The organism is Fibrella aquatilis, from assembly GCF_017353255.1.
Classification (GTDB): Bacteria; Bacteroidota; Bacteroidia; order Cytophagales; family Spirosomataceae; genus Fibrella; species Fibrella aquatilis.
In genome coordinates, this window is the sequence record NZ_JAFMYU010000009.1 from 64,165 (window position 1) to 81,198 (window position 17,034).

General features: G+C 52.2%; 17 protein-coding genes. 10 read left to right on the plus strand and 7 right to left on the minus strand.

Features of this window, described 5'->3' with window-relative positions; translation table 11 throughout:
- Positions 1 to 5: 5 nt before the first annotated feature.
- Genes J2I48_RS12920 through J2I48_RS12930 form a run of 3 tightly spaced genes read right to left on the minus strand, consistent with a single transcriptional unit; the run spans position 6 to position 2,102 of the window.
- Complete coding sequence (locus J2I48_RS12920; protein WP_207335872.1) at positions 6 to 710, minus strand: hypothetical protein; 705 nt, start codon at positions 708 to 710, stop codon at positions 6 to 8.
- A gap of 4 nt (positions 711 to 714) precedes the next feature.
- Positions 715 to 1,215 carry a hypothetical protein gene (locus J2I48_RS12925; RefSeq protein WP_207335873.1) on the minus strand — a complete coding sequence of 167 codons (501 nt, stop codon included), beginning with the start codon at positions 1,213 to 1,215 and terminating at the stop codon, positions 715 to 717.
- Entirely contained in the window at positions 1,212 to 2,102 is an 891-nt protein-coding gene (locus tag J2I48_RS12930; RefSeq protein WP_207335874.1) for a ParA family protein, read from the minus strand. Before J2I48_RS12930 ends, J2I48_RS12925 begins: the two co-directional genes overlap by 4 nt.
- 270 nt (positions 2,103 to 2,372) lie before the next feature.
- Here J2I48_RS12930 and J2I48_RS12935 point away from each other — a divergent pair, with 270 nt between their 5' ends.
- The 6 genes from J2I48_RS12935 to J2I48_RS12960 all read left to right on the plus strand — a co-directional run bounded on the left by J2I48_RS12935 (position 2,373) and on the right by J2I48_RS12960 (position 6,408).
- Positions 2,373 to 2,879: a hypothetical protein gene (locus J2I48_RS12935; RefSeq protein WP_207335875.1), complete on the plus strand. Its 507-nt coding sequence runs from the start codon at positions 2,373 to 2,375 to the stop codon at positions 2,877 to 2,879.
- Complete coding sequence (locus tag J2I48_RS12940) at positions 2,876 to 3,547, plus strand: relaxase/mobilization nuclease domain-containing protein (RefSeq protein WP_207335876.1); 672 nt, start codon at positions 2,876 to 2,878, stop codon at positions 3,545 to 3,547. Before J2I48_RS12935 ends, J2I48_RS12940 begins: the two co-directional genes overlap by 4 nt.
- A 72-nt stretch (positions 3,548 to 3,619) precedes the next feature.
- Positions 3,620 to 3,889 (plus strand): hypothetical protein, encoded by a 270-nt coding sequence (locus J2I48_RS12945; RefSeq protein ID WP_207335877.1) that lies wholly within the window; start codon positions 3,620 to 3,622, stop codon positions 3,887 to 3,889.
- 33 nt (positions 3,890 to 3,922) lie between these two features.
- Complete coding sequence (locus J2I48_RS12950; RefSeq protein WP_207335878.1) at positions 3,923 to 4,225, plus strand: hypothetical protein; 303 nt, start codon at positions 3,923 to 3,925, stop codon at positions 4,223 to 4,225.
- A 315-nt stretch (positions 4,226 to 4,540) separates the two neighbouring features.
- Positions 4,541 to 5,119 carry a hypothetical protein gene (locus tag J2I48_RS12955; RefSeq protein WP_207335879.1) on the plus strand — a complete coding sequence of 193 codons (579 nt, stop codon included), beginning with the start codon at positions 4,541 to 4,543 and terminating at the stop codon, positions 5,117 to 5,119.
- Between the two features lie 695 nt (positions 5,120 to 5,814).
- Complete coding sequence (locus J2I48_RS12960; protein ID WP_207335880.1) at positions 5,815 to 6,408, plus strand: hypothetical protein; 594 nt, start codon at positions 5,815 to 5,817, stop codon at positions 6,406 to 6,408.
- Positions 6,409 to 6,428: 20 nt separating this feature from the next.
- Here J2I48_RS12960 and J2I48_RS12965 read toward each other — a convergent pair whose 3' ends face one another.
- The gene (locus tag J2I48_RS12965) at positions 6,429 to 7,301 is read right to left on the minus strand and encodes an AraC family transcriptional regulator (RefSeq protein WP_207335881.1); all 873 of its coding nucleotides are present in this window, start codon (positions 7,299 to 7,301) and stop codon (positions 6,429 to 6,431) included.
- 110 nt (positions 7,302 to 7,411) lie between these two features.
- Between J2I48_RS12965 and J2I48_RS12970 the strand changes: the two genes are divergently transcribed.
- Genes J2I48_RS12970 through J2I48_RS12980 form a run of 3 tightly spaced genes read left to right on the plus strand, consistent with a single transcriptional unit; the run spans position 7,412 to position 13,107 of the window.
- Positions 7,412 to 8,758 carry a sugar porter family MFS transporter gene (locus J2I48_RS12970; protein ID WP_229376211.1) on the plus strand — a complete coding sequence of 449 codons (1,347 nt, stop codon included), beginning with the start codon at positions 7,412 to 7,414 and terminating at the stop codon, positions 8,756 to 8,758.
- A gap of 15 nt (positions 8,759 to 8,773) precedes the next feature.
- A complete protein-coding gene (locus J2I48_RS12975) occupies positions 8,774 to 12,127 on the plus strand; it encodes a tetratricopeptide repeat protein (protein WP_207335883.1) in 3,354 nt (1,117 codons plus the stop codon).
- Positions 12,115 to 13,107, plus strand: coding sequence for an aldose epimerase family protein (locus J2I48_RS12980; protein WP_207335884.1), 993 nt, complete (start codon positions 12,115 to 12,117; stop codon positions 13,105 to 13,107). Before J2I48_RS12975 ends, J2I48_RS12980 begins: the two co-directional genes overlap by 13 nt.
- Before the next feature lie 24 nt (positions 13,108 to 13,131).
- Here the strand turns inward: J2I48_RS12980 and J2I48_RS12985 are convergent, their stop codons facing one another.
- The 3 genes from J2I48_RS12985 to J2I48_RS12995 form a co-directional block, all read right to left on the minus strand.
- Positions 13,132 to 13,971, minus strand: a complete 840-nt coding sequence (locus J2I48_RS12985) for an SDR family NAD(P)-dependent oxidoreductase (protein ID WP_207335885.1) — start codon at positions 13,969 to 13,971, stop codon at positions 13,132 to 13,134.
- Between the two features lie 4 nt (positions 13,972 to 13,975).
- Complete coding sequence (locus tag J2I48_RS12990; RefSeq protein ID WP_207335886.1) at positions 13,976 to 14,662, minus strand: NADPH-dependent F420 reductase; 687 nt, start codon at positions 14,660 to 14,662, stop codon at positions 13,976 to 13,978.
- A 98-nt stretch (positions 14,663 to 14,760) separates the two neighbouring features.
- Positions 14,761 to 15,660 carry a helix-turn-helix domain-containing protein gene (locus J2I48_RS12995; protein ID WP_207335887.1) on the minus strand — a complete coding sequence of 300 codons (900 nt, stop codon included), beginning with the start codon at positions 15,658 to 15,660 and terminating at the stop codon, positions 14,761 to 14,763.
- Positions 15,661 to 15,760: 100 nt separating this feature from the next.
- On the opposite strand from J2I48_RS12995, the gene J2I48_RS13000 reads away from it, so the two are divergent.
- On the plus strand, positions 15,761 to 16,984 hold the full coding sequence (locus tag J2I48_RS13000; RefSeq protein WP_207335888.1) for a hypothetical protein: 1,224 nt from the start codon (positions 15,761 to 15,763) through the stop codon (positions 16,982 to 16,984).
- The last annotated feature ends 50 nt before the right edge of the window (positions 16,985 to 17,034 follow it).

The window sequence follows — 17,034 nt, forward strand, 5'->3', positions numbered from 1 at the left end:
CCGGGTTAGGCAAATGCCGGGTAGGTGCGTTCGTAATCGTCTACTTCATCGTCATCAAGCAGGTTAAGTAGCATGGCCTGCACGTCGGCGGGCTTATCGGAAATAACCTCGCGGAAGAGACTGGCGTAGGTACGTCCCGTATCGCGTTGCCGGTCGAGGGTCAGGGCGCGAGCCTCCTCAAATTCCTGGCAAATTGAATCGTCGCTGAGTAACCGCCTCAGGAGCTGGCGGTCAAGCAAGAGCCGGAAGCCGGTAGGGTAGGGGGCTTCTGCGCCAATCGGTGAAGCGGGTATATCGAATGCATCTGGTATTGGTTGATACGACTCAACCGTGGCTGGTTGTCCTGTCTCGTTTGGCTCAGCAGGCGCGAAGGTCGGGTCATCTAATTCGGTAGACAGGGGCTGCTGCGGCGTTGGAACGGAATCGCCTGGCGGTGTCGCTTGTTGCGTTAAAATGGCCTCAGAAGCAGCGTGTTGGCTTTTTTTAAGCAATGGAATCAGTTCACTTCGGGTGTAATTGGCCATCGGCATCGGTACGTCGACGGCTATTTTTCCGGCAGTCGGCTGGAAAAACGTCATGACCGTCGGCGTTGGGCGGGTCTTCTTTTTGGTCCGGGAGCGTCCCGTGAACCAGATGACAAGGCCAGACCAGACTACCAGGGCGATGGTAGCCAACACAATGAATGTGCTGGTTGAGATAACAAGGAACATTGGATTAGGAACGAGGTTGAGCGAATTGGGCCAGAGCGTTCAGGAAGGTTTCGTCGGCTTGTTGCGCCACGGCCTGATCGTGTAGGAAACAGAAGTATGCCGTCATCGTCAGCTTTATCCGGTGCTTCACCATCAGGTAGCCAGCTAGTTGAATATATTCATCCCGCATCGTCTCATCGACGAACACAATCTTCACCCCGGATTGAGAAGTTGGTTCTTTTCGAGAAGCGGCCTTGGGGCGCGGCAGGGTCGGTTTATTCGACTTAAATTTATTGCCTTTCGTGGTTAGCAACTGAGCAGTGGTTTTATCCGGGTCAGATGGAATTGGCTGTTTAGAGGCTGGTTCAAGTGCGTTAACTGGTTGTGTTGGCGCGTTAGGAATATCGGCGTCGACGAAATGATGATACCGATCCGCCTTTTGTCGAAGTGATTCACCTGGGTTATCCAGCGACGGGGCAGATTCGGTAGGAGCGGGGGCTGTTCGGCGGTATTTGTCCAGGCTCATCCTAATGGCTGATTAGTTAATTCGGGAAAGAGCGCGTTCACCTCCGCAATTAGACTCACCACATCCTGTAAATACTGCGCTTCACGCCACTCAGCTGGCTTCTGTTCATCCTTCCGCCGAACGTACCGGCCAGCAGGAAGTACCACCGGCGAGGAGGTGGTGGTCAGCATCTTGGCCCGGTCGAACCCCGCATCGGCATCGTTGAGGCGGGTTTTCAGGAAATGGACGGGAACGGCATCATTACGAAAGAGGGTGGAAAAGTAGGCTTCCAACGCATCGGCCCGTCGGGCGAAGGTGAACTTGTATTTATTCCAGAAACAGCGAATAGTTAGATAGTCAGGTAGCTGTCTACGCGTAGTATAGTCAATAATGGCCCCTACGTACTGAATGGACGCGTTGACATCGACCTGCTGCGTAGTGAAGGGAACAAGCAGTACATCCGTTTCGGCCAACGCCCGGAGAACGCCTGCATTAAATTGACCACCCATATCCAGGAAGATGTAATCAAAATCTTCCCGGACCCGCGCCATGTCCAGTTCGCTCAGGGCCGAGAAGGGGAGGGGGTGAATCGGGTAGTGTTCCCGGATAGCCTGTTGCCGATTGTGCCGGTATCGCTCAAAAGCAGCCTGGTCGTTGGTACTGGTGTAAGGCTGGGCTTTTGTGGTTAATTCAGCATCGGTTAAGTGCTCATAAGCCTGAGTCAGCATGGCTAACCCGGCCTCCTCTTCTTCCCGGAGGTCGGCGATGGAGTGTTGAGGCGGGTCGCAGTCGAACACGATGACTCGTTGATTAGCCACGTAGGCCAGGTACGAAGCCAGAATAACGGTCAAAGTAGACTTCCCCATACCACCTTTTGAGGTATGAATCGTAATAAGCTTACCGGACATCGATTGGTATTTGTTTAATATTTTAAACAAATAAAGATAATAAAATATAGATTTGCAACTGAAGCAATCAGTGCAACTCGGTTGGGTAGAATGCATAAACCAACTGGAGCAACCTAACTAACTGGGGTGTATTGACCAACCTGGTTGTGAGTAACAACCGATGCAACCGGAGCAACGAAGGCAACCAGATCAACCGGGTTGGTGGCTCCACTTGGCCCTTTGGTGTGCAGCAAGCTATGTTTTTGTATATACAGAATACGGATGGGCGAGATGAACGAAGAGAAGTCCGTTAGTAAGAACGAGCGTGAAAAGCGACTAGACAGGCGGTCGAAGGGTGTGTTTGTCCGACTGAAGGAGGCTGAGCAACTGAAGCTAAAAGAACTTAGTCGGGAGTCAGGCATCAGTGTGTCGCAACTCCTGCGGTCAGGTGCCCTGGATGGTCTGCATCGCCTGCCCCGCTTTCGGAAATTACCGCCAACCGTCACGACCACCTTATCAACGCTGGATCGATTGACAACGGCAATGGTGTATCTCAGTGGCCGGGCGGAGCAGGATGCGATCTATGCTCAGGACATCAGGCAACTGGTGTACGAGGTAGGTGATGTGATCCGGCAAATCCGGCAGTTCTGTGCCAACAATATGGCCAGTTATGGATCGGTAGCGCAGCTTGAAATACTCATTGAGCAATTGAAGAATAGCACCGATGCGAACGCAATTGAGGTGAAAAGTCAGTTACGAACCCTACGCGAAAGCTTCCAAAATGACCTTATTCAGTGATTGGCAAAATAGCTCGTTTTGGCTCCAGCTTTCTGGGAGCGATCCAGTATTGTTATTACGAAACCAGAGCCAACCGCAGCCTCGACCGGACTCGAATCCGCGGCGAACTACTATACGCGCAGCACGTGGGTCTGTCGCAGGTGACGGATAACAGCCTGCGCACTGAATCGAAACAACGGCTGGATATTCATGCGCTGGCGGCTTCGATGAAATCAGTAGCCGAGCTAAACGAACGTACCCGAAAGCCGGTTTGGCATCAAAGTTTTTCCTTCCCCGTCGGTGAGAGTCCCTCTGCCGACGTGCTGATTCGGATCTGTCAATCCTTCGCCCAGACATTCGGGATGGAAAACAACCCAATGGTGGCCTTCCGGCATCGAGACCGGCAACACGACCATTTTCACATCATCGCCAGCCGGATTGATTTGGAGGGACTGAATACGGCCCAAACAAGTTTCAATTATCGGGAAGTCGGGCGCTTTTGCCGGACTATGGAAACGCGGTTCAATTTAACGCCGGGTACACCGATGGCCACTGACCAGAAGGCAACAGTAGTGGATACGGACCCAACGCCAGCGGAGAACAAGCAGGCTAATGAAGGAGATCAAACAGTCCCAGGTACGGTGAAACCCGCACCCGTTCATGTCCTACAGCAAAAGCTCAAACCTTAATTTTAAAGCCATTACGCACCATCTTTACTCGTATAGTTGTATATTTGACTAGTCAACTATATAGCTATTAATATGAAAGATCCAGCTAAAAAAGGAGGTGATCAAACTTTGCCGGGAGGCGATAACGACGACGTTCAATTTGTCTTTGTTCGTCAGGAATCGGTTTCTGTTTACGAAGTGCGCGACAGCGTGGGTGACGTCGTCAGTATTGTCATCGCAGAGGGAGTTGATGAGCCGGAACAATTTCGGGCACGTCCGGTGGCCGAACAGGATGCCATGAAAATGCTGGCTTTGGACGAGTACTACAATGGATCAAAGTGGGAGGGGCCAGCCGAGGTGTAATGCTTACACCGACATAGAAAGATCAACTTAAATATGCAGCAGATGATTCGCTACCAGACACTCCACGCTGATTATACGTATACGGTTGAAGGCAACATCATTGTTATCACAGACCTCGATCTGGGCAACAAAAGTGTAACGAATGATATCGAGAACGTTCTTGCCGAGATTCGTACGGAACTGGGTGAGCTAGCTGGCTATGCTGTTATTTACCGGGATAGTCTGGGACGTTGGGACGGGGTGCGGTTAGTAAACGGAGCTGTTCTTTTCTACGGCTTGGGCGAGACAAACCAACAGAGTGCGATGAACCGACTTCTCCATCTGGTCGAATCATAAAGGAAAAACATTTTATGTAAGTAGTCAAAAATACAAAATAATATACTCCAGAGGAGTAAACAGTACAGAAAGAATTACCTCGTCAAAAAGCCGCGCCAGTTGAGCCTGGACGCGGCTTTTTCATGACCGTGGGTGTACCGCTAGAATCACCCATTATAGCAGGACAAGCCACTCGAAAATGGTCAAAATCGTCTTGTAACGCACGGTTTTCGCTGAACTGCGTGAATCACCTAAATATTCTCTCAACAATCGCCGTTCAGTGGTGTCTACTTGCCTGTTAAGGTTAATTTTACGTATTAATTAATCAATGATATCATGAAACTGATCGTCTCAATAGTAGTGATTTTTATATTAACGACTACTTGTTCGTATAAATGTGTTCAGCCCTTGGACTCATCGTTGAGTTCCACGGTAAGAGACTGGCTAGTACCTTATAAAAAACAGAATTTCTTGCTATTTGGGAGCCAGCAAGGAGATATAGACACACTTTCAATACAGTACAAGATGTTTAATGAATTCTGTGGTGGAGAAGAATGTGGTACACTTTGTGAATCAGAGCAAATTTTGCTTACTTCTAGTAGTAATAAAACTATCGTGATTAGAATTGACATAAGACTCAATAATCTCCTTGCTATAAATAATGATATAGATTCGAAATATCTATACATAAGTTATGATGTAAAAGATAAATCAATTTTTCAAAAGCCTTCTGCCATCCGAGTTGAATATTTTGAAAATTACACATATAAAGGCTCATTCATTCACCTCCTTAGTAGTGATTGTACAAGCTTAACCTCATGCGATAAACTGTTATTTCCATCATATAAAATTTCACAAGAACTAGGACTCATTGAGTATGGAGACGATAAAGGCAAGATATGGAAGAGATTATAAAAATTGATGTATGAATCAGTCAGTAAAGAAAGTGGCTTCTCTCTTGCAAAATAAAGCTGCAATGAGCTTGGGCTGGGAATGGAAATGAGCTAATTGTCTCACCAAATTTTTGGTTAGGTGTCATTAGTAACTTATTGTAAATTAAGTTTTTTGATGTATAGGCAAAGAATAAAATGCTCTGCAAATGACAGATTGACTATAGATTACGTTTACTCGGAACATGGGCTTTCTCATAAAAACAGAAAAGTGAGCTAAGTGCTTAATTTTGAGGCTGTTCAAGTGTTACTATCCACCCGCCCCGGTTGACTGCGCAGTTGGGCAGGTTCCATGCGGACATTACCGTCTACCCAATAGAATGATTGAACCATAACGTTGTCATTTCCGTTGCCCTACTCAAGTTTCAATGGATCGCTCAATCGCCATTCCAATGAATTAGCAGAGTAACTTTTTGATTGTTGGACCAATTGCCAAGCAAACAGACCTAATCCGAGGTAAAGACAAGCCACCTTACTTAGTCCGTTCATACGTTGAGTGGTCAACATCTCTGCTTAAGCCAACGATTGAACAACCTGTGGCCAGGCGGTTCGTATCTGACCGCACAATCTACTGTTGGCTGTTACGTAGATGTGACTCAGTTGTTGCCAAATCATTACCTCAGTGGCCCCCATTTTTAATGATCAGCAAACACCCGATGTATGGCTATCAAACAGGTTCCCTCTGTCCTTCAGTTTATTTTTGGTGAAGAAATTAATGGTCGCAGCCAACTACTTATTGGTACCAGTGCTTTGATAGCCAGTAGCATACTGCTGGCGCTCAGTAAGTTGACGTACCACCATTCTATTTGTCAGCAGGTGGTTATCGTTGTGTTGGCCTGGGATTTGGTTGGGGGCGGAGTAGCCCATCTACTCCCGGCCAACCGTCTGTTCTGGCGGTCGTTGCAGCCTGAGTGGCTCGTGGTCTGGACAGCCTCGTATGCCTGGCACCCATTGCTCTTCATCAGTGCATTTGGCGGCGGGTTGTCGGTGCTGGCCGGGTTGCATCTGCTTTGCATAATGCTGGTTGCTGGCCAATACTGGATCGGTAATCGAGGCTTGTTCTATTGGGCTGTACTGGCTTTTGTACTTGGCATAGGAGCGGGTTACTGGCTGGCTATTCCGGGTGGACTGCTGTGGTTTCCAGCACTCTATCTCCTCAAGTCCTCCTTATTTGACAAAGCTCCACCTCGTTCAAGATACCACCATCGCTCACACAAACAAGTCGTAGTGTCAGCGCAACTCACCATTGAATAAGTGCTACTGATGGCTAACGACTATCCCTTCTCAGCTGCGCGATACTGACGGGGCGATTGGCCAGCAAACTGACGAAACATTCTGGAAAAATGGTAGGGATCCGCAAATCCAAGCCGATCACTGATTTCCTTTATCCGAAGCGACGTATTCTCCAGAAGCCTGCACGCTTGCTGCATTCGCAGGAAACTGAAAAAATGAATGGGTGAACTCTGGGTCTGTTGCCGGAAAAGGGCCGAATAATGCGACGGAGACAAACCCGCCTGTTCAGCTAGTTTGGTTAGGGCCAAAGACTGATGCAAATGCTGTTTCATGTAGTTGATAGAAGTATTTACTACATCCCCTGCATTATCCTGCACTGCCTGTTTGTAAACTGATTCCCGGAACGTAGCCAGAAAATGAGGCAGACAACTGGTCGCGTACAGCAGATTGTCCGCATTGAATGCCATTGTCAGGTGCGAAAAGATATCGTCGAAAAGCTGGAGCCTTACCTCATTTGGCGCAATTGTTAACGGGCCGCTATCGCCATTGTGCAGGTATTGCTGGAAAGAAGCAGCCTGACTTCCCGCGAAATGCAGCCAATATATACTCCACGGGTTGGCCGGTTCTGTTCCGTACTGGTGCGGTACCCATGCGGGTAGGATAACAGCCTGGTTTGCCGTCATCTCGTGTTTATTTAGCCCAACCTGATACCACCCCGCCCCCCGTGTACAATAGATAAGTATGCACTCCGAGCTACCTCTAGGGCGTTCCCGAAAATGAAAACGGGCGTTAGGGTAGTAACCAATGTCGGTTATGTGCAGGCCTTGACAATGCGGGTAGCTCGTGACCTGGTTTATTGATTCGGACGATAAGATACAGCTACGTTGTCCCTCGAACCCCTCCTCTCTTTTCATGGAACAAAGTACTTATCAAATCATAAGATTATCCAGCTTAATCCGCATAACCGTCATGGTCTTTTAATCAGCGATCCATGATTTTTGCTAAAAATTCTGTCAATAATTTCATGACAACATCCGGAGCTTCTGTCAATAATGCCTACATTCTGGGTATCTCCTTTATCTCGGCATTAGGCGGGTATCTCTTTGGGTTCGACTTTGCCGTTATTTCCGGGGCACTGCCATTCCTGCGCGTCGAGTTTAGTCTGAATGCCTGGTGGGAAGGCTTCCTGACGGGGTCGCTGGCGTTGGGTTGTATAGTTGGTTGTCTGGTGGCTGGTCGATTATCTGACCGCTACGGTCGGCGACCAGGCTTATTACTGGCGGCTCTGCTCTTTGCTCTTTCGTCCCTAGGAATGGCCCTGGCTGGTTCGTTGACCAGTTTTGTCACCATGCGATTTGGGGCAGGTATTGGAGTAGGTATGGCTTCCATGCTCAGCCCGATGTACATCGCCGAGGTGTCGCCAGCCGCCATCCGGGGGCGGAATGTCGCTATCAATCAACTCACCATCGTCATTGGCGTATTGGTGACTAACGTAGTCAACTACTACCTATCGGACGATGGGCCGGAAGCCTGGCGATGGATGTTCGGCCTGGGCGTATTGCCCGCTGTTCTGTTTTTTGTCGGTGTACTCTGGCTCCCAGAAAGTCCGCGCTGGCTGGTAAAGGCTGGTCGGCTTGCTCTGGCTCAGGCGGTGCTGGGCAAGCTTGGCAATCCGGTTTTTGTGCAGGAAACGCTGCATAACATCCAGCGGTCACTACCCAAAACGACTCCTCCTTCGTTTGCAGCCGTGTTCGAACGCGGAGTGCGGCCCGCTGTATTTGTGGGCATAGGCCTGGCTGTTTTTCAGCAATTTTGTGGCATCAATGTCGTGTTCAATTATACCTCCACCATCTTCGAGTCCGTTGGGGCGAGTCTGGACCGGCAGCTTTTTGAGACGGTTTCTATCGGTGTGGTCAATCTGCTGTTCACGCTGCTGGCCATGCGGCTGGTAGACAGGCTGGGTCGTCGGCCCCTGATGCTGATTGGGGCGGTGGGGTTAGGGGTTTCGTATATCGTGCTAGCCTTATTGCTCCAAACCCACGCGGCCACCGGCTGGGTCTCTGCCACGGTACTGGTCGCCATTGCCGTTTATGCAACTTCGCTGGCTCCCGTAACCTGGGTGCTCATCGCCGAAATTTTCCCGACGGCCATCCGTAGCACAGCCATCTCCGTCGCCACGATCTCCCTCTGGGGAGCCTACTTTGTTCTGGTGTTCACCTTCCCGATTCTGGCTCAATACCTCGGCACCTACGGCCCGTTCTGGCTGTATGCCGGTATCTGCCTGATCGGCTTTTTGTTCGTTCGCCGGAACGTGCGCGAAACTAAAGGCAAAACGCTCGAAGAACTCGAAACCATCTTTACGGGCCACTGATCCAACTCCTTTCTAATGAACCTGATAACAAGTACATCGCCTGTGGCCGGGGCAAAGGCATGGGAAGAAACAATCACGATTCCAACCTACCGGGTTGGCGAGCCGGACAAGAACCCGATGTTTCTGGAGAAACGAGTGTATCAGGGCAGTAGCGGGGTGGTGTATCCGCACCCGGTCATTGATAAAGTATTCGACGAAAAAAGCGATAAGACCTATCAGGCCCTTTTTCTGGAGAACGAGTACCTCAAAATCATGATCCTTCCCGAGTTGGGAGGCCGGATTCAGATGGCACTCGACAAAACCAACGACTATCACTTTGTGTACTACAATCGGGTGATTAAACCAGCATTAGTCGGATTGGCTGGCCCCTGGCTATCAGGAGGTATTGAGTTCAACTGGCCGCAACACCACCGTCCCAGCACCTTCGACCCCATCGATTACCGGATTGAGCACAACGCCGACGGTAGCCAGACCGTTTGGGTAGGTGAAATTGAGCAGCTTTTTCATACCAAAGGGATGGCTGGCTTTACGCTTTACCCCGGCAAGGCGTACCTGGAGATTACGGGGCAGTTATATAACCGAACGTCACTGCCGCAGACATTTCTGTGGTGGGCTAACCCGGCGGTGGCCGTCGATGAATTTTACCAATCCGTTTTCCCGCCCGATGTACACGCCGTTTATGACCACGGTCGGCGCGATGTATCCTCGTTTCCCGTTGCTACCGGTACCTATTACAAGGTGGACTACGCCCCCGGTACCGACATTTCGTGGTACAAAAACATCCCTGTTCCTACCTCCTACATGGCCGTTAATTCAGGCTTCGACTTTGTGGGCGGGTATCATCACGGCAAACGGGCGGGACTTCTGCACGTGGCCAGTCACCACGTCTCACCGGGGAAAAAGCAGTGGACCTGGGGGCACGGTGAATTTGGGCAGGCTTGGGATCATCAACTGACTGACGAAGATGGTCCTTATTTTGAGCTAATGACCGGGGTTTTCACCGACAATCAGCCTGATTTTGGCTGGATAATGCCCAACGAGTCCCGCACGTTCCGGCAATATTTCATGCCTTACAAACAGATCGGGTACGTGAAAAACGCTACGATTGACGCGCTTGTCAATCTGGACATCGACGCTGATACTGCTTCTGTTGCCGTGTACGTAACCGCCGTTCAGCCGGGCCTGCGTGTTCAGCTTACTGTTGACGAAACTGTGTTGGTCGATGAACAAGCCGACCTTTCACCGATGCTGACGTATGAAAACCGGATATCGCTGCCCGCAGGTACGTTGCCGCAGCAGGTTATGGTGTCGGTTATCGACCGGGCGGGTCGGTTGCTGGTGCGTTATACGCCCGTCAGTCGGCAGGGCGAGGCGATTCCTGACCCGGCAACGCCCATCGGCGAGCCGTCAACCTTGTCTACCACCGAAGCCCTGTATCTGGCCGGGCTGCACCTGGAACAGTACCGCCATGCCCACTACTCGCCCGTTCCATACTACGAAGAGGGCCTGCGCCGGGAGCCGGGTCACAGCCGCTGTGCCAATGCGCTAGGGTTATGGTATCTGCGCCGGGGGCAGTTTGCCCTGGCTGAACCGTATTTCCGGCAAGCCATACAAACCCTGACAACCCACAATCCGAACCCGTATGAGGGTGAACCGCTCTATAATCTGGGACTGGCCCTGGTGTATCAGCAACGGCCTGATGAAGCCTACCTACTTTTTCATAAAGCAGCCTGGAATGCAGCCTGGCAGGATAAAGCCTACCTGGAACTGACCCGCCTAAGCAGTCGGCAGGGTCAGTACGAGACGGCACTGAGCTATGCCGACCAATCCATCATTCGGCAATATCACGGGTTTCAGGCTCGCCATCTCAAGGTAGCTCTCTTGCGTCGGCTAAACCGGCTGGCTCAGGCCGAAGCCCTTGCCCGCGAAACGCTCACGATCGACCCGCTCGACTTCGGGGCAGCTAACGAGCTGTACTTGCTTTTGCGTCAAAAAGGCGATGTCCAACGGGCCGACGAACACCTGCATCAGCTTCGCCACGTCATGCGCGACAGTGTACACACGTACCTGGAAATAGCGCTTGACTACGGGCGGGCGGGGTTGTTCGAGGAGGCCACTGCGTTACTGCTGCGGCAGGCCTCAATCGCCACCGACCCGCGTCTGTTTTATTACTTGGCTTATTTTTCGGCGCAGACCGGCGACGAGCAGGCCACGAAGCAATGGGCCGACCGGGGATTTGCCTGCTCGCCCGACCGAGTGTTTTCTAACCGGCTCGACGAGTTGCTGGTGCTGAACTGGGTGGTGGCTCATCAGCCGCAGGATTACAAAGCCTGGTATTACCTCGGCAACTTCTGGTACGATAAACGGCAGTACACCGAAGCCATAACGGCCTGGGAGGCGTCCCGAAGCTGCTTCGATCAGTTTCCAACAGTCCACCGCAACTTAGGTCTGGCGTATTACAACCGGCTTGGCCTGACTGACAACGCCGTAAGTGCTTACGAAACTGCGTTCCGCTTAGATCCATCCGACGCGCGGGTACTGTATGAACTCGACCAGCTTTACAAACGGCTTAATCGGCACCTTGACGAGCGCATTCGCCTATTATTAGCTCATCGTCAGTTAGTTAACCAACGCGACGATTTGTATATCGAATGGATAACGCTGTATAATCTGCTTGGTCAGTTTGAGGAAGCATCTGGCTCACTGGCTACCCGCACGTTTCACCCTTGGGAAGGGGGAGAGGGCAAGGTGTCCAAGCAGTACGTTCAGGCATTGATTGGACAGGCTAAAGATGCACTTTGGAACGGGCAGTTTGGGAAGAGCATCGAGAAACTGCAATTGGCCTATGCGTTTCCGCCCAATCTTGGCGAGGGTAAGTTGTTCGGCGCACAAGAAAACGACCTTCATTTCTGGCTGGGCGAGGCCTTTGCCGGGCTAGGCGACACGGTGCAGGCCCAACAAGAGTGGCAGCAAGCGTCCGTAGGCATTGACCAGCCGACTGCCGCCATTTTCTACAACGACCAGCCCCCCGAAACAATCTTCTACCAGGGGTTGGCTCTACGCAGGCTGGGTCGCGACGACGAAGCGCAGCTGCGATTTGCCAATCTGCTTACCTACGGCATTCAGCACCTGAATGACGAAGTGAAACTGGATTTCTTTGCCGTATCGCTGCCCGACCTGCTCATCTTCGATGATGATCTGACCCGACGCAACCGAATTCACTGTCATTATCTGCAAGGGTTGGGTCAGCTTGGACTGGGACACTGTACGGAAGCCACCGAGCAGTTCAACATAGTGCTGACGATGGATCGAAGCCATCAGGGAGCCATCGTCCATCAAGCACTCCTGCAACACCTATGGCCGCAGTGATCGATGCCGACCTGTCGCCCATGCGGTCGTTTGTGCTGCGCAATGACTGCGGTATGCGGGTTTCGCTGCTGAATTACGGGGCCACTATAACGGGCATCTGGGTGCCAGACCGGACTGGCGTTTTAGCCAACGTCGTGTTGAGTTATATCAACGAACAGGACTACCTGACCGACCCCTACTATATCGGCTGCGTGGTGGGTCGGTTTGCCAACCGGATCGACCGGGGGCGGCTGCCGATTGGTCATGACGTGTATCAACTTTCTGTGAACGAATCCGCGCTGACCAACCACTTGCACGGCGGCTTCAGCGGCTTCAACCAGCGTTTTTGGGAGGTAACGGAAGCTGATGCCGAGGGCAAGCACGGGCTGTATTTTACTTACGTGAGTCCGCATCTGGAGGAAGGCTATCCGGGTACGTTGACCACAACGATTCATTACTACCTGACCAACCGGAATGAATTGATCGTGGCCTATTCAGCGCGTACCGACCGGCCAACGGTCGTCAGCCTGACCAACCATAGCTATTTTAACTTATCGGCGGGCAGGCAGGACGTCCGAAATCACACCCTGTCCGTTGCGGCGGCTGACTACACGCCCCTCAACGACCGGCACCTGCCCACCGGCCAGCGATTAGCCGTTGGAGATACCCAGCTTGACCTGCAAACCGACCGACAGGTGGGTTCTTTCGTGCAGGCAAATCCGAACTGCCAGTATTGCCTGGACGGGACTGATGGATTGCGCCCTGCTGCGATCCTGACAGACCCCGACAGTGGACGGCGACTGTCACTTTGTACCTCGGCTCCTGCGCTTCAAGTCTACGGCGGTCAGTATCTGGGTAAGCCGTTTGCTTCATTTGGGGGCATCTGTTTAGAGCCGCAATACTACGCCGATGCCCCCAATCAGTCTGCTTTTCCGACGGCAGTGCTGGAGCCGGATGCGGTCTATCAGCAAACGACTTATTACCGATTCGACGTGGTGTGAGCAACACAGAGGGAAGGGGATTTTTTACAGATACGGGGCCAAATACTGCCACGTCAGCGTTCGCAGTCGCGCCCGGTTGGCGGAATCAGTGCCAATTGGCAGCAGCTTCTCCGGCTTTTTTTTGACGAAATACTGACCCGTCAGGCCCGCCACCTCGTCATTAGTGGCGACATATACCGAGGTTTCGGCTCCTTTTTCGGGGCTGACGAAAAACAAGGGCATCATTAGGTTGAAGAGGAATTTCATGCCCCCTTTGAAATCACGCGCCAGTTGGGTTTGTACCCCGCCCGGATGCACCGCGTTGACAGTGATGCCATCGGTTTTCAACTGCTCGGCCAGATCGAGGGTGTGGTACAGCCCGTAGAGCTTGCTGTTGAAATAATCCCGCTGCATGTTGTAGTGTTGTTCGGCCATGAAGTCATCGAAATTTGGTTTGGCCGATTTGTAACCCACCGACGACACATTGACAATGCGGCTGTTAGGCGTGGCCCGCAGTAGGGGCAACAGCTTCTCCGTTAGTAGGTAAGGCGCGAGATAATTGATGGTCACCATCTGTTCAAAACCATCCTGGCTAACCTGCCGGTGGCTAAACATAGCCCCCGCGTTATTAATCAGCACATCAAGCCGGTCATACGTATCAAGCAGGGTCTGGGCCATTGCGGTAACTGCCTCAAGGGACGAAAAATCGGCCACTATCGGTTCTAGGCGGGCATTGGAGGTAGTGGCTTTTAACTCGGAGATGACCGTGTTAAGTTTGTCGGCGTTGCGCCCGTGCAGGATGAGCCGATGGCCCTGTTGCGCCAGAGCGAGTGCCGTTGCTTTGCCCACGCCCTCGGTGGCCCCCGTAATCAAGATCGTTTTCATGGCCTTATCGGACAATGGCAAAGTTGAACATCGGCGTTTGCAAGGCTCCCCATAGCCGAATCCAGATTGGTAATAGCTGCTCGCTACCCCGCGCTGTGGTGATGTCGCCGAGGTCAATGATCGAAGTCGCAGGCCAGCCGAACTGCTCCGTCAGAAACGCAGAAGCCGTTGCTTTGGCGGCGGTACCATTGCCACTGACAAACACGTTGTGCATACCGGACACTGCCGTCGGGTTTACCATGATAGCCGCCGTCATGGTATTCAGCGTCTTTACCACGTTCACATTGGGAAACCGCCGTTGGATGGCCTCGCCCAGCGAATCATCATTGACAATGGATAGCGTGGGTGGCATTCCATTCGAGAAATCAAGCGGATTTGCCACGTCTAGTAATACCTTCTGACCCAGATTGGCCTCCCCGGCGGCTTCGAGAGCAACCATACAAGCACCACCCGACGTGACGTTGATAAGCAACTCGCCGAAAGCGGCTGCCTCGGCAAATGTGCCAAGTTCAATCCCCGGCTGACTCTGGAGCCAGTCAGCAAACGAAAGCAAACCGGTGTTAGTATTACCCGGTTTAGCCAGCGTGTCGGCCACGTTCCGGGTGCCGAGTTTGAGGATGTGCCCTTTGGCAAGTAGTGTCTGGGCGAATGTGCGGGCAACCATACCTGTACCTAAGATTCCGATGTTCATAACTCTGATTTGTGGGAGTCGTAGCTAATTTCGGGGCAAAATTAGGACCGGGTTGGGCAGTCGGTATGGTCGGAAACGGGGGCTTGCTGGTCAATTCCTCATTGACTTTGCTGGCGAAAGGCCAGTGGGGTCAGACCGGTGTGTTTTCTGAAAAAACGCCCAAAATTGGCCGGATCGCTGAAGTTTAGGCTATAAGCAACTTCGGCAATGTCGCTGTTGGTGTGGCGCAGCAGAATCCGGGCTTCGTGCAGCAGTTTCCGATTGATGAAATGCAGCGCTTTCTGCCCTGTTACCAGCCGCACCGATTCAGACAGGTAGTGGGGCGTAACGTGTAGCAGGTCGGCGTACTGCTCAAGGGTGCGTTTGTCGAGGTACTCATTGTCGATCAACTGCACGAACCGGCGAAACAGGCGTTGCTCGGTGGTCACAAACCGTTCCTCGTAGCGGTTCAAGTCGGCCACAAAGCCGTTTAGCTGATGAAAAACAGCCAGCAGACTCAGGGCGGCAACGGGCGGCTGTCCGGGTTGGGGAAACCGGTCGTAGTGCGCGAAGACAGTGTTAAGCATACTGGCGAAGGTATCGTAATGGTCCTGCCGGATGGCCAAAAGGTTGGTGTGCAGGCTATTGAAAAACGGAAACTCCCGGTCGAAATCAGGCCGGTAAAAATCGAAACATTCTTTACGAAAATAGACCAAAAACCCCTTAGGCGTTTGGTCGCGGTGCCAGCTGTAGACGTGGCCGGGAGCCTGAAAAACCAGAAATGCGTTTAGGTTGTCTACCGACTGATCGTCGTAGCCGATACGGGTGGTGCCGGGATTGGTGATGAGCGACATAAAGTAAAAGTTCTTACGGAAGGGCGGCATCACATTGCGGGTGTGCGGGTAGGTATCTTCGAGCCGGAGGCAGAATAGGTCATCGTTTAGCGTCCGGTGCCGCGACCCAATGGCGTCCAGAAACTCGTTGATCGTCTCGAAGCAGGGAATAGTAGCAGGATTCATCGTAGCTGATTGGGGAAGTGGGCGGCTGTTTCCCGTTTGTAGTATTAAAAGTGAGCAACCGTGTCCTAGCTTTGGCAGGTTTTTGTATCTGGCTTACTATATGCGTATCTCTTTCTTTCTTCTGAGGGTAGCAGTGATTCATTTGCTGACTGGTTTGGTCATGGCCTTTGGGCAGGGGTCAACGTCTGTGTTGGCACGTTATGACCAACAACTAGCTAGCTATCGCGCCTCCCTAAACCAACTGCGGCGGGTGCATTCGGTTAGTCGGCCAATGCCTGACCGTCCGTTTTTTCTGTTCGGCATGGGTGACCGCCGAAAATTCGTGTACCGAAACGGGCTGCTCACCGACGCGCTCACGGGCGATACGCTACGCCGGTGGGCCGTGCGCCGGGCCGTTATCGTTCCCTCCGAGTATACCGTGGCCATTGAAACCAACCAGCAGCAACTGGTATTGATCACTGAAACGGAACAAGGTGTTTTCCTGCGAGAAGGTAATCAGAGCACGGCTCTGAGTAACAGCCCGTTTCCGCTTCGGTTGCCCCACTTCAACCAGCATCGGTACGGCCCCGTGTTGCGGGTGCTACACCATGAAATCCTCATCAATGTAAACCAGGGCCTACCAGTTCCCAACTTTTTCGTTTACAAAAAACCCTGGCTCCGCGATGCCGCCCTGATGGGCATGGTGATGCAGCAAACGGGTAATCTCCGGCTCATAAAAGACTGGATCATGGCCCTGCGCGATCCTTTCGACCGCAATAATCACGGCGTTGCCGAAGCCGACAATCCGGGAGAAGTGCTGTTTCTGATCTCCCTGGTGAGCAACAAAAACCACCCACTCGTTGGTCCCACACTTGACTCGGCTCGGCAATTCGTAAAACAAACAGCCACCGGCCCCTGCATCGAAGGCAAGACCGATTACGCACTACACCCCGTTTTTCAGACAAAATGGATGAAATACGGCCTGAACGCGCTCGGTCTGCCCGATCCTTACCAGATCCCGGCGGTGTATGATGCCTACTCGTCGCTGTTCTGGTGGGGCTATAAAAACCAGCATGTGGCAGGTAAACGGTTCGACGCAGCCAACCGCCGTGACTACCCGTACCTAGCCTGGGCGGAGGATCACTTTTATAGCCGCCCCGGCGCACCGGAGGTAAACGGCATTATGACCGATCAGGACTACCCGCTGTCGTGGGAAGCCAACGCCAGCGATGCCTATTACCCCGGACTGCAACTGCTGGATAGCGACCTAATCCGGCAAAAACTTAGCCCGCCCCACACCTGGCACGCGGCTGAAATGTTTTTGCTCCTGGCCGAGCAAAAATAAGCAGCCCCCACAATGTCCCCAACTACCAAAAGCTTGCCAGAGCGATACAA